12 protein-coding genes are annotated in these 12,631 nt (G+C 68.1%); 5 read left to right on the top strand and 7 right to left on the bottom strand.

Annotation, left to right across the window (positions count from 1 at the left end):
• The first annotated feature begins 45 nt into the window (after positions 1-45).
• The gene (gene msuE / locus ACSHSS_RS08340; RefSeq protein ID WP_006414451.1) at positions 46-615 is read left to right on the top strand and encodes an FMN reductase; all 570 of its coding nucleotides are present in this window, start codon (positions 46-48) and stop codon (positions 613-615) included.
• A gap of 27 nt (positions 616-642) precedes the next feature.
• Positions 643-1,746: a dimethylsulfone monooxygenase SfnG gene (sfnG, locus tag ACSHSS_RS08335; protein ID WP_445544828.1), complete on the top strand. Its 1,104-nt coding sequence runs from the start codon at positions 643-645 to the stop codon at positions 1,744-1,746.
• A 53-nt stretch (positions 1,747-1,799) separates the two neighbouring features.
• On the opposite strand, the gene ACSHSS_RS08330 is transcribed toward sfnG, so the two are convergent.
• Complete coding sequence (locus tag ACSHSS_RS08330; protein WP_006414441.1) at positions 1,800-2,774, bottom strand: LysR family transcriptional regulator; 975 nt, start codon at positions 2,772-2,774, stop codon at positions 1,800-1,802.
• Positions 2,775-2,892: 118 nt separating this feature from the next.
• Here ACSHSS_RS08330 and ACSHSS_RS08325 point away from each other — a divergent pair, with 118 nt between their 5' ends.
• Positions 2,893-3,750, top strand: coding sequence for an oxidoreductase (locus ACSHSS_RS08325; RefSeq protein ID WP_006414452.1), 858 nt, complete (start codon positions 2,893-2,895; stop codon positions 3,748-3,750).
• 121 nt (positions 3,751-3,871) lie between these two features.
• Here the strand turns inward: ACSHSS_RS08325 and ACSHSS_RS08320 are convergent, their stop codons facing one another.
• From ACSHSS_RS08320 to ACSHSS_RS08310, 3 genes are read right to left on the bottom strand one after another with little or no spacing between them, the layout of a single operon-like run.
• A complete protein-coding gene (locus tag ACSHSS_RS08320) occupies positions 3,872-4,243 on the bottom strand; it encodes a cupin domain-containing protein (protein ID WP_006414459.1) in 372 nt (123 codons plus the stop codon).
• A gap of 47 nt (positions 4,244-4,290) precedes the next feature.
• On the bottom strand, positions 4,291-4,740 hold the full coding sequence (locus ACSHSS_RS08315) for a carboxymuconolactone decarboxylase family protein (RefSeq protein WP_006414455.1): 450 nt from the start codon (positions 4,738-4,740) through the stop codon (positions 4,291-4,293).
• Position 4,741: 1 nt separating this feature from the next.
• Positions 4,742-5,962: an MFS transporter gene (locus ACSHSS_RS08310; protein WP_006414448.1), complete on the bottom strand. Its 1,221-nt coding sequence runs from the start codon at positions 5,960-5,962 to the stop codon at positions 4,742-4,744.
• Positions 5,963-6,077: 115 nt separating this feature from the next.
• Between ACSHSS_RS08310 and ACSHSS_RS08305 the strand changes: the two genes are divergently transcribed.
• Positions 6,078-7,106 carry a GlxA family transcriptional regulator gene (locus ACSHSS_RS08305; protein WP_048996549.1) on the top strand — a complete coding sequence of 343 codons (1,029 nt, stop codon included), beginning with the start codon at positions 6,078-6,080 and terminating at the stop codon, positions 7,104-7,106.
• A gap of 28 nt (positions 7,107-7,134) precedes the next feature.
• Here the strand turns inward: ACSHSS_RS08305 and ACSHSS_RS08300 are convergent, their stop codons facing one another.
• Both ACSHSS_RS08300 and ACSHSS_RS08295 read right to left on the bottom strand, forming a co-directional pair.
• The gene (locus ACSHSS_RS08300; RefSeq protein WP_006416005.1) at positions 7,135-8,646 is read right to left on the bottom strand and encodes an alkaline phosphatase family protein; all 1,512 of its coding nucleotides are present in this window, start codon (positions 8,644-8,646) and stop codon (positions 7,135-7,137) included.
• A gap of 685 nt (positions 8,647-9,331) precedes the next feature.
• Positions 9,332-10,477, bottom strand: a complete 1,146-nt coding sequence (locus tag ACSHSS_RS08295) for a helix-turn-helix transcriptional regulator (RefSeq protein WP_006415994.1) — start codon at positions 10,475-10,477, stop codon at positions 9,332-9,334.
• An 86-nt stretch (positions 10,478-10,563) separates the two neighbouring features.
• On the opposite strand from ACSHSS_RS08295, the gene ACSHSS_RS08290 reads away from it, so the two are divergent.
• Positions 10,564-10,935: a hypothetical protein gene (locus tag ACSHSS_RS08290; RefSeq protein ID WP_258395278.1), complete on the top strand. Its 372-nt coding sequence runs from the start codon at positions 10,564-10,566 to the stop codon at positions 10,933-10,935.
• Between the two features lie 34 nt (positions 10,936-10,969).
• Here ACSHSS_RS08290 and ACSHSS_RS08285 read toward each other — a convergent pair whose 3' ends face one another.
• Positions 10,970-12,535, bottom strand: coding sequence for a methyl-accepting chemotaxis protein (locus ACSHSS_RS08285; RefSeq protein WP_006416020.1), 1,566 nt, complete (start codon positions 12,533-12,535; stop codon positions 10,970-10,972).
• Positions 12,536-12,631: the final 96 nt, after the last annotated feature.

The raw sequence follows: 12,631 nt of genomic DNA, 5'->3' as shown, positions 1-12,631 counted from the left end.
CCAGCGACGGGCGCCTGGCCCGCTTCGACAGGAGAGACGCAAGCGATGAGCAAACCGGTGAATGTCGTCGCGGTATCGGGCAGCCTGCAACGACCGTCGCGCACGCTCGTGCTGATCGACGCGCTCCTCGCGGCGCTCGGCAACGCGGCACGGATCGAAACGCGACGCATCGAGCTCGCGGAAATCGGCAGCCGGCTTGCCGGCGCCGCGACGCGCGCACAGGTGCCGCCCGATCTCGACGCGCAACTGCGTGCAATCGAAACGGCCGACGTGCTGATCGTCGCGAGCCCCGTCTATCGCGCGTCGTACACGGGCCTGCTCAAGCATCTGTTCGATCTCGTCGATCGCGACGCATTGGTCGACGTTCCCGTGCTGCTCGCCGCGACCGGCGGCAGCGAGCGGCACGCGCTCGTGATCGACCACCAGCTGCGCCCGCTGCTCGGCTTCTTCCAGGCGCGCACGCTGCCGATCGGCGTGTATGCATCCGAAAGCGATTTCGACCGCTACGCGATCGCGAATCCGGCGCTACACGCACGCATCGCACGCGCAGCCCGGCATGCCGCGCCGCACCTGCGCGCACGTCAGTTTCCGGTGGCGGCAGACGCCGCCGCGTAATCCCGCTTTTCCCGACGAGGACAATTCATGAGCGTTACCGAATCGCACGCCGATGGCGTCAAATTTGCGTACTGGGTGCCGAACGTCAGCGGCGGACTCGTGGTCAGCACGATCGAGCAGCGTACCGACTGGAGCCTCGAATACAACCAGCAGCTCGCGCGCGTCGCCGAAGCGGCCGGCTTCGACTATGCGCTGAGTCAGATCCGCTTCACGGCCGGCTACGGCGCCGAGTATCAGCACGAGTCGGTATCGTTCAGCCAGGCGCAGCTGCACGCGACGACGAAATTGAAAGTGCTCGCGGCGATCCTGCCGGGGCCCTGGCATCCGGCCGTCGTCGCGAAGCAGCTCGCGACGATCGACCATATTTCGAACGGACGCATCGCGATCAACGTCGTCAGCGGCTGGTTCAAGGACGAATTCACCGCGATCGGCGAGCCGTGGCTCGAGCATGACGAGCGCTATCGACGTTCGAAGGAATTCATTCAGGCCTTGAAGGGCATCTGGACGCAGGACAACTTCACGTTCAAGGGCGACTTCTATCGCTTCAACAACTACACGCTGAGCCCGAAGCCGCTGCAGAAGCCGCATCCGGAAATCTTCCAGGGCGGCAGCTCGCGCGCCGCACGCGACAACGCGGCAAGCGTGTCCGACTGGTACTTCACGAACGGCAATACGCCCGAAAACCTGAAGACGCAGATCGACGACATTCGCGTGAAGGCGGCCGCGAACGGGCATCGCGTGCGAATCGGCGTCAATGCGTTCGTGATCGCGCGTGACACCGAGGACGAGGCGCGCGCCGTGCTCGACGATATCGTCCGTCACGCCCATGTCGAAGCGGTGCACGCGTTCGGCGACGCGGTGAAGCAGGCCGGCAAGGCCTCGCCGGAAGGTGAAGGCAACTGGGCGAAATCGACGTTCGAGGATCTGGTCCAGTACAACGACGGCTTCCGCACGAACCTGATCGGTACGCCCGAGCAGATCGCGCAGCGCATCGTCGAGCTAAAGGCGATCGGCGTCGATCTCGTGCTCGCGGGCTTCCTGCATTTCATCGAGGAAGTCGAATACTTCGGCAAGCGCGTGCTGCCGCTCGTGCGCGAACTGGAGGCGCAGCGGCAGCCGGTCGCCGCCTGACGGGCGAACGCGCGCGTAGCGAAGCGCGTGGCGCCGGGCCGGCTCGCCGGCCGCTACCGGCGCGCTTTGGCCGCGCGCCTTCGGGGCGTACCGTGCTGCATCGCGCGCAGCTCCGCCGCGTCGAGGAAGAAGTCGCGATTGTCGGCGAGCCGCTCGACGACGAAGTCGATGAACGTCTTCACGCGCAGCGACCGCTCGGTGCGGTGACCGTAGTACAGATAGATCATCCCGTGCTCGACCACGTGTTCGGTCAGCAACGGAACGAGCCGGCCGCTGCGGAGATGCATCGCCGCACTGAAGCTGCCGAGCTGTCCGACCCCGAGGCCCGACAGCACCGCATGCGTTTCCATGTCCGTGTCGTTCACGGTGAGCGCGGCGGGCACGTCGCGGTACACGATTTCGTCGCCGACGCGAAACGTCCACTGCGCGAGCTTGCCCGTGTTCGCGCGTCGATAGCCGGTGCAGCGATGCGCGGCGAGTTCGTCGATCGTGCGCGGCGCGCCGTGGCGCGCGATGTACTCGGGCGACGCGCATACGATCAACTGGATCGGCACGAGCGGCCGCGCGATCGAGCCGGCGGACGGCGGCGGGCCGCCGCGGAATCCGACGTCCGCGCGCTCGGTGACGAGATCGGTGAACTGATCGTCGAACCGCACGTCGAGCTGCACGTCGGGATACGCGTGCTCGAACGCCTCGAAGCACGGCCAGAGCACGGGTAGCCCGAGCGCGCGCGGCGCGCTCACGCGTAGCAGGCCGGCTACCTCGGACTTCGAACGCCGCGCGTCGCCGAGCGCGGACGCGAGCATCGCAAGCGCCGGCTTCACGCTGTCGAACAGCCGCTCGCCTTCTTCCGTCAGGCTCAGCTTGCGCGTCGTCCGGTGAAAGAGCCGCACGCCGAGCGCTTTCTCGAGCTGCATCACCGCGTGGCTCGCCGCCTGCGGCGAGATGCCCTGATCGACGGCCGCCGCGCGCAGGCTGCCGAGCGTCGCGGCACGCACGAAGACGGTGATCGCACGAACTTCGTTCACGGCGGTCTCCCCGATTCGCAAATAAAAGTTGATTATGCGTCCAGTTCGCGGCAGCTAGTGTGTGTCAATCGACGCGCCTACGATGAACTCACTTCATCACACACGTAGGAGAAACGTCATGGCAGCCACGCAACATCACGGTTTCAAGCGCGTCTGGTTCATCACCGGCGCGTCGCGCGGGATCGGCGCACTGATTGCCGAAGCGGCGCTCGCGGACGGCAACGCCGTCGTCGCGGCAGGGCGCAACGTGTCGGCGATCGTCGAGCGGCTCGGCGAATCGGCCGCGCTGCTGCCGGTCGCGCTCGACGTGACCGACGAAGCGCAGGCGCGCGCGGCCGTGCAGGCGGCGGTCGAACGCTTCGGCCGCATCGACGTGCTGGTCAACAATGCGGGCTTCGGCCTGCTCGGCGCGGTCGAGGAATCGTCGGACAAGGACGTGCGCCGCATGTACGACACGAACGTGTTCGGGCTGCTGAACGTCACGCGCGCGACGTTGCCGGCGATGCGCGCGAACCGGTCGGGGCACGTGATCAACATCTCGTCGGTCGGCGGCTATCGCGCGGCGGCCGGGTTCGGCGTCTATTCGTCGACGAAATTCGCGGTCGAAGGGATCACCGAAGCGCTGCATGCGGAACTGCAGCCGCTCGGCATTCATGCGACGGTCGTCGAGCCCGGCTACTTCCGCACCGATTTTCTCGATGCGTCGTCGCTGGTCGTCGCGCCGACCGTCATCGACGATTACGACGCGACGTCGGGCGCCGTGCGTCGCAAGGCCGCGCACCTGAATCACAACCAGCCGGGCGACCCGACGAAGCTCGCGGCCGCGATGATCGCGCTCGTCGATGCGCCGAACCCGCCGTTGCGTCTGCCGCTCGGCACCGACACGCTGGCCGCGATCGCCGCGAAGAACGCGTACGTCGCGCAGGAAACGCAAGCGTGGCGCGCGCTGTCGGCGTCGACCGACTTCGCGGCGTGACGGGCGGCGCGGCCGTCGTGCCCGGCTGCGGCCGCGCCGCTTCGTCGCTCGGCCGGCTGTGACGGGCGCGCGCTTGATGTCGGTTCGCGACGAAGCGCCGGCATCGACCTCGACGCGCGGTTCAAGAAGAGCGCGCCGGCGCCGATGCCGATGAAGCGACGCGCTCGGGTTCGTGGTAAACGGCGAGCCACACGGTCGGCACCGACGGATCGGTCCACGCGACGCGGTGCCGGCAATGCGCGTCGATCAGCAGATGGTCGCCGGCGTGCAGCGCGTGGCGCGCGGCGTCGTGTTCGAACTCGAGCACGGCCGCGCCCGACAACAGCACGACCCATTCGGCGCGCGGATCGTCGTACCAGAAGCCGGGCGGGCTGGCGTGTCCGGCCGAGACGATCCGCTCGATCGTCACGTTCGATCCGGCGACGAGCGTGTCGAAGCGTTCGCCGTCGCCGGGCGTGCGTTCGATATCGAACAGGTTGCCGATCCTGAGCATCGTTGCGGGCCTCGCTGCGAGCGTCGCGTGCAGGCCGCGCCGAACGATTACAGCGCCGCCTGCGGCGTATTGCGAAAGCTGATTGCCATTCGGTTATAGGCATTCATCAGGCTGATCGCAATCGTCAGATCGACGATTTCCCGCTCGTCGAATACCTGCCGCGCGGCCTCGTAGGCAGGGTCGGGCACGCCGGTCTCGGCGACGCGCGTGACCGTTTCGGCCCAGGCGAGCGCCGCGCGTTCGCGTTCGTCGAACAGCGAGCCGGCTTCGGCCCATGCCTGGACGAGCGCGAGCTTCTCGATGCTCGCGCCGCGCTCGATCAGGTCGCGCGTGTGCATGTCGAGGCAGTATGCGCAATTGTTGATCTGCGAGACGCGCAGATAGACGAGATCGACGAGGATCGTCGAAAGGCCGCTTTGCATCACGTATCCGTAGACGCTGCCGAGCGCCTTCATGCCGGCGGGCGCAATCTGCGCATAGTCGAGACGGCGGGTCATGTCATTCTCCATGTTCAACAGGGGTTGTCAGTACGCGTGTTTCGATACGCGTGTCGGGTGTCGTCCGGTCGATCGCGGCGGGCGCGCGCATTCGTCGATACGCGGCTTCGGCGCACACGAACGCGACGACGATCAGCGCGGCCGCGACCACGCTCAGATAGCGCGCATCGATCGTGCGCAGTACGAGGCCGCCGAGCACGCCGGAGCCCGCGAGCCCGATATAGGTCGCCGTATTGTTCAGCGCGAGCACGAGCGGCGCGACCTGCGGCGCGGCATGCACGAGGCGGTGCTGCTGCGGCACGATCAGCCCCCAGCCGCAGAGGCCCCAGATCGTCAGCGACACGATCGCGCCGAATACGTGGGCCGCCGTCCACGGCAGCAGGCAGAAGTTGACGATCGCAATCCAGAGCATCGCGTCGATCACGCGGCGGCTGTCGAAGCGGTCGACGAGCCGGCCGGCGATGAAATTCCCGGCAGTCGCCGCGACACCCCACAGCAGGAACAGCGCCGCGAGCATGCGTTCGTCGCCGTGCGTCACGCGCTGCAGCACGACGCCCGCATACGTGTAGACCATCAGGAAGCCGCCGAACGCGAACAGCGAGGTCAGCAAGGTCAGTGCGATCCGCGCGTCGCGCATCGGCGCGATGCGCTCGCGCAGGCCGACCGGCGCGGGGCGCGGCACGGCCGGCAGCATCGTCCACACGCCGATCATCGCGACGGCGCCGAGCGCGGCGACGAACCAGAGCGTCGAACGCCAGCCGCCGAAGCCGCCGATGAAGGTGCCGAGCGGCGAGCCGAGCGCGGTCGCGCCCGTCAGCCCGGCCGTCACGGCGGCCAGCGCGCGTCCGCGCCGTTCGGGTGTCGCAAGCGCCGATGCGACGCCAAGCGCGGTCGGCGAAAACAGCGCCGCGCCGAAGCCGGCCAGCGCGCGGCTGAACAGCACGACGCCGAGGTCGGTCGCGAGCGCGCTCAGTACGTTGCCCGCGACGAAGATGCCGAGCGCGGACACCAGCAGCAGCTTGCGCGGCCAGCGGCCGGCGAGTGCCGCCATGATCGGCGCGGCGATGGCGTACGTGAACGCGTAACAGGTCACCATGAGTCCGGCGAGCGCGACCGACGTATGAAGGGATGCCGCGACGCCGGGCAGAATGCCGGCGACGACGAAGTTGTCGGTCCCCATCGCGAACATCCCGACGGCGAGTATCGATAGTCGACGATCCATACGAAAGCTTTGACGGTAAGGGTTTCGGGAGCGGTACGCGGAGAGGATAGGCGCGATTGACCGTGTCTCAAATGTCATATATACAAGCAATTTCGGACATCGCCGGAGCACGCGCATGCACACGATCGGTTTCGTCGTCTTCCCGAATTTCTATCTGCTCGGCTTCGCGGCGATCACCGCGTTCGAGCTCGCGAACGTCGTGGTCGGCGAACCGGCGTATCACGTGACGGTGCTGTCGGAGGAAGGCGGACTCGTGCTGTCGTCGGCCGGCATCCGCGTCGAGACGCAGCCGTTCTCCGACACGTCGTTCGATACGGTGATGTTCGGTTCCGGCGTCGAGATCGACATCGCGTCGCCTGCGCTGACCGCGTTCGTGCGGCGCGCGCTGACGACGTCGCGACGCATCGCGGCGCCGTGCACGGGTGCGTTCATTCTCGCGGAGGCCGGCGCGCTGGACGGGCGGCGCGCGACGACGCACTGGCGCTTCGCGGCCGACCTTCAGCGCCGTTATCCGGAGGTGGCCGTCGAGGACGATCAGATCTTCATCGTCGACGGGCCGATCTGGACGTCGGCCGGCATGACCGCGACGATCGACATGGCGCTCGCGATGATCGAGAAGGATCACGGGCACGAAGTGTCGCGCGCGGTCGCGCGCAAGCTCGTCGTCTACCACCGTCGCGCGGGCGGGCAATCGCAGTTCTCGACGCTGCTCGATCTCGAACCGAAATCGGATCGGATCCAGAAGGCGATCGACTATGCGAGCGCGAATCTGCGCAAGCCGCTGACCGTCGAGGAACTCGCGGACGTCGCGGGACTGAGTCCGCGCCAGTTCAGCCGCGCGTTCAGCGCGGAAACGGGCCAGTCGCCGGCGAAGGCGGTCGAGCATCTGCGCGTGGAAGCCGCGCGGCTGCTGCTCGAGAAAGGGCGTCTATCGCTGGACGTGATCGCCGATGAAGTGGGCTTCGCCGATCGCGAACGGATGCGGCGCGCCTTCCTGCGCACGATCGGTCAGCCGCCGCAGGCCGTTCGCCGCTTCAGCCGCAGCGCGCGTGCGGGCAATGCGGACGGCGGCGAGCGCACGGTCGCGCCGCCGCCCGCCGACGTGCAAGCGGCGACGGCGGCCCGCGCCGTACCGCGGTCGTAGGCGCCGCGCCTTGGCGGCTGCGCGTGCGTCAGCCGCCCGTCGCGAAGCCGAGCGCGGTTGCCTTCGCGCGCAGGTCCGCGAAGCGGTCGGCGGTCGGATTCACTGCGGGTTTCGCGGCCATTTGGGACGGATCGATCTGCGAGATCGAGTCGGACGGCGCCGGTGCCGTTGCGCCGGCGCACAGCCCGCCGAACGGCCCTTGCGGCACGGTGAAGGCGGGCGCGTCGGTGCGCGGCGCACTCGCGAGATCGAGCGCGTACGCGAGGTTGACGGTCGCCGGATCGCTGCCGCGCACGCCGAGCGGCTTCAGCCCGAAGCGCCATTGCAGCAGCGCATGAATCGAACTCGGATCGAACGGGTAGCGCGTGACCGTTCCTGCGCGCACGCGCGGGCCGAGCAGCGCGAGCGGCACGCGGCAGCCGAGCTTGCCGTCGTTGCCGAGCGCGAGCTCGTTGTTGGTGATCGGCCGGGTGGGCGGCACCACGTGTTCGAGAAACCCGCCCCATTCGTCGTACACGATGATCAGCAGCGTGCGGCTCCACGTCGGGCTCGTGCGCAGTGCGTCATACACCTGATTCAGGAATGCCTGGCCGTCGCGAATGTCGGCGTGCGGATGATCGTCGGACGACGTGCCCTCGCGTTCGCCCGCGAAAGCGGGGTCGACCATGCAGAACGCCGGCAGCGTACCGGCCGCTGCATTCGACAGGAACTCGGAGAACGGATGCGAGATGCCGACATAGCGCGTGCCGTACAGCGCCGTGAACGGCACGTCGTGATAGTAGTAATGGCAGCCCACGTTCGCATCGGCGAGGTTGTCCCAGATCGTGCGCAGCGCGGACGTATCGATGCCGTCGCCGAGGCGGTCGGTTGCGCCGCTGTGCAGATACAGACGGTTCGGAAACGTGCTCGTCAGAATGCCGGTGAAGTAGAAGTCGCCGATCGTGTAGTGAGTCGCCGCCGCGCTGAAGAATGGGAGATCGGCGGACGTGTAATAGCCGATCGGCAGCAGGTCGCCCTGCGTCTGACTCGTGCCCGGCGTCAGCAGCCAGCCGTTCATCGCGCCGGACGCGAGTTGCGTGCGCGCCCCTTCGTAGCTGTGGTTCGGGTCGTGATACGCGCAGGCCTGATAGCCGTATGCGGAATTGGACGCGAGCGCGAACGGCTCGTGTGTCGCGCCGAACGCGTCGGTGTATTGGCGGTTCGCGGGCATGCCTTCGGCGCCGGGCACCCAGCTCAGGAAGTGATCGAACGAACGGTTTTCCATCGTGACGAGCACGATGTGATCGATGCCGGCATTCGACGGGTCCGGCAACGGCGGCCGCGGCAGGCTGTAGCGATCGCCGCCGTTCGGCGAAGGCGTGTTGCCGATCGACGGCGCGGCCGCATTGCCGTCGGCGCCCGATCCGCCGCTACCGCCACCGTTACCGCCGTCGCCGCCCCCGCCGCCGCAACCCGATAGCGCGACACTGCCCGCAACAGCGGCAACGCCGGCGAGAAAGCGCCGCCGGTCGTAATGGCGATATGCTCCGGTCCCGTCCATGACAACGTCTCCCTGAATGAATGCGGCGCTGGCCAGCCGTGAGCGCTCCGAGCCGCGAAGCGAAGCGCGCTCGCCGTGCCGTGCGGCACGGCCGGCCGACAGGGGCAAGCGTCGTGCCCGGCGCGCGTATCGACGGACGGCCGATCACGATGCGGTGCTGCGGCGACGGATCGCGCGCGGTGACTGCGCACGTCGTGCGGCGCTTCGGCGTTCGTTGCGCAGGCAGCGTCCGGCGCCGCGTGCTGCGCCGCAATTTGTCGGGGGAGAGATATCGGGAGGCCGGTACGCGATGCCGTTTGGATGGCCGCTGGTCAAAAAGACACAGTCGATGCGTGCGCAATGACCGGTGGAATCAAGCGGCGCGTGCGCATGGGGATGTCGAATCGTGGGCGCAGATGCTTTGGATCGAGATGCCGCAGCGGCCCGATGCGCGATGCCGAGCAGTTCAAGGCGTTACGCGCAGTCGCACGGTCGATCCGCAACGCCACTGATTCTCGAAGCGACACTGCTTCTCATTTTCGGCTTGCGCGACGAGGTGGGCAGGCGAAGCACGATCATCGCGATGCGCCCAAAGAGCGCGCTCTGTCCGTTGAACGCAATGGGGCGCGTCATCCGCATCGGCATCGGACCGGCTAACTGTACGATCGCAACGCGCCGGCTCGATGCGGCCGCTCGCGGTCCCGGCTCAACGCACGACAGGAAGCGCGGCACGCACGACCAGCGACACGAGTTCGGCCTGCCGGTGCGTACCGGTTTTCGCGAGGATTTGTTTCAGATAGCCGCGCGCGGTGCCGATACCGATGCCGAGTCGAGCGGCCGCTTCACCGAGATCCAGGCCGCCGGCGAGCAGCGCGGCGAGTGCCGCCTCGCGCGGCGTGAGATCGAACGTCGTCGCGATGCAGTGCGGATCGATGTCAGCCGGCCGGTCCAGCTCGGTCACGAAGACGATTGCGCGCGTCGCCGAGTCGATGCCGTCGGGCAGGTCGGAGGCACCGACCGGCACCACGCGGATCGTGAGCGGCGGATGCGGCGGGCGGCGCGATACATGGCAGCGCATCGACGCAGGTGGCTGCACGGCCGCGTCTGCGACGCGCCGGCCCCCGGCGTTCAGCGCGACCGCCGCGGCGATCGTACGCCGCAGTCGCGCCGCGTCGGCCGGCTGCACGGCCGACACGGCGTTGCGATCGAGCAGCAGTCCGTTGCCGCCGCGCGCAAGCGCTTCGGCAGCTGGATTCGCGAAGAGCGGGCGCATCGCCGCATCGACGAGGATCACGCCGAACGCGAGACGCGAGATCGCGTCGTACGCGCCCTGCGCACGCAGGTCGGCCTCCGCGATGCGACGCTGCACCTGCAGCGCGGTCGCGACATGCGGGACGAGCCATTGCGCGACGCGTACGTCGTCGTCCGTGAAGTCCGCCGCGCCGCGATGGCGGCCGATCGCCAGAACCACGCGCCGGTCCGCGGCGAGCGGCGCGATCATCGCATAGAAGCCGTCGGCCGGCCGCACCGCGTCGTGGTAAAAGCGCGACCGTGCGAAGTCGCGATCCGATATGCAGGCGGTCTGCCGCACCGGCGTGGCGACCGGAATCGCGCCGATCCACGGCGGCGGCTGTGCTTCGAACTCGCGTTGCATGCGCGTGGCGCAAGCAGCGTCGAAGCCGGTCGCGAGCCTCGCCGAGCGCTGCGTTGCGGGCCGCGCATTCAGCAGGATCGCCATCGGCGAAGCAGTCGTATGCGCGAGCGCGATGCCCGCGCGCGACCATCCGTCCGGCATCAGCGCAGCATCGTAAATGTGCCGGATCGTTTGATGGATCGTTTCGATGCGCGTCATGGGCTCCTCGCCGGACAGCCGTTTCCCTCCCAAATGGGAGTGCCGCATATGCGCCGGCCGTTCAAAAGTATAGGTAACGGCGCGCGTTGCTTCGAGCGGAGTGGAGGCTAGGGGTTAACCCGTTCGGCGCGCGTCGACGAACCGTTGCGATTTCGCGAGGATCGGTTTCCATGCGGCGCTGGTGGATCGTCATCGGAGAGCGGGCCGACATCTGTCTGCTCGTTGCGCTTTACGCGGGCATGCTCGCCGTCGCGCTGTGTTGCGCGACGTCGGCGGACGGCGATCGCGACGGAGCGCTGTTTGCGTTCGACGTCGCGCCTGTCGTCGAGCTGAAGCTGCGCGGCGATGCCGCGACGTGCGTCGTGGAGAACGTCGTCGTCGGCGATGGCGCGATTCGCGCCGGTGCGCGCTGCGCGCCGACGCTGCCGGTGCCGCGGCAGCGAGCGGGGCCGCGTTGACGACGACTGCGCACGCGATGCGCGCGTGCTCACATCATGCGGATGCCGCCTCCCGCAGCCGAAACTGGGCGACCGCATTGCTGAGCCGCGCGCCCTGTTCCTCGAGCGACAGCGCGGCGGCAGCCGTCTCTTCGACGAGCGCGGTATTGCGCTGCATCGTCTGCTCCATCTGCGTGACGGTCGCGTTCACCTGCTCGATGCCCGACGACTGTTCGTCGAACGCGGTGCTGATGTCGCTCATGATCGCGTTCACGCGCTCGACGGCCGCGACGATCTCCGTCATCGCGGAGCCGGCATGCGCGACGAGGCCGCTGCCGTGTTCGACGCGCTGCGTCGAATCGCCGATCAGCTCGCGGATCTCCTTTGCCGCCGCCGCGCAGCGCTGCGCGAGCCCGCGCACCTCGGTCGCGACGACCGCGAAGCCGCGGCCCTGTTCGCCAGCGCGCGCCGCTTCGACCGCCGCGTTGAGCGCAAGGATGTTGGTCTGGAATGCGATGCTTTCGATCACGCCGACGATGCCCGCGATTTGCGCGGCACTTTGCGAGATCGCCGACATCGTATCGACGACGCGCTGCATCGCCTCGCCGCCGCGCGCCGCGATGCCGGCCGCGCCTTCGACGTAGCTGCGCGCATCGCGCGCGTTGTCGGCGTTCTGCCGCACGGTCGCCGTCAGCTGCTCCATGCTCGCGGCCGCTTGCTGCAGCGACACCGCATGCTGTTCGGTGCGCGCGGACAGATCGACGTTGCCGCTCGCGATCGTGCGCACGTCGCCGACGATCGTTTCCGTGCTCGCGCGTACCTGGCTGACCGTGTCGACGAGCCCGTCCTGCATCCGCTTCAGCGCGTTGAGCAGATAGGCCATCTCGTTGTCGCCGGCAATCGCGACCGCGCTGGTCAGATCGCCCTTCGAGATCTTGTCGAAATGATCGACCGCGAGCGCGATCGGTTCGATGATCGCCTTCGCGAGCAGACGCTGCGCGACGAAGCCGACGACCAGCGCAATCGCGGCGACCGCCGCCATCGCCCACACGATCCGGTGAAAGCGCTCGCCGGCCGCTTCGTAGCGCGCCTTCTCGCGCTCGACCTGGAACGCTTCGAGCGCGTCGATCGCCTTCTGGTATGCGGCGAACAGCTCGGGCGGCGCGGTGCGCTGCGTGTCGAGGAAATTGAACGCGTCGTCCTGATCGAGCTGCGCGAGCGCCTTCGAGAACACGCGATCGAGCAGCGCGCGGCGACTGGCCTGCAGTGCGTCGAACAGCGTCTGCTCGTGCGCGTCGCGCGCATGCAGCCGCGAATACGCGAGCAGTTCGTCGTTACTCTGCTGCAGCAGCGTGCGAAGCTGCGCGATTTCGTCCTTCGCGGGCCGGCCGGCGCTGATGATCTGCGCGACGTCGGCCATCCGCTCGCGCAGTACGAGCATGCGCTCGGAGCTGGTCTTCAGGTGCAGCAGCGACGCGGTGTCGTCGCGGTACATCGCTTCGAGCGAGTCGTTGCCGAGGTACAGGCCGCCGATGCACGCGGCGACCACGAGGACGAGCAGCAGCGTATAGCCGGCGATGGTCGCGACGAGCCCGCCGCGGATCGTGAATCGTTTTCGCATGTCGTTCCCTTGCCGGCGGCCGCACGCGGCCGATGGCGCAGAAGTGTTCCGGGTCGGAGGGACGAACGCCGCATGCAGCGCGGCGCCCGGGCTGCG

Source organism: Burkholderia sp. BC1 (assembly GCF_052683555.1).
The sequence above is the reverse complement of the archived record's forward strand: the minus strand, read 5'-3'. Positions and strand labels throughout refer to the sequence as shown.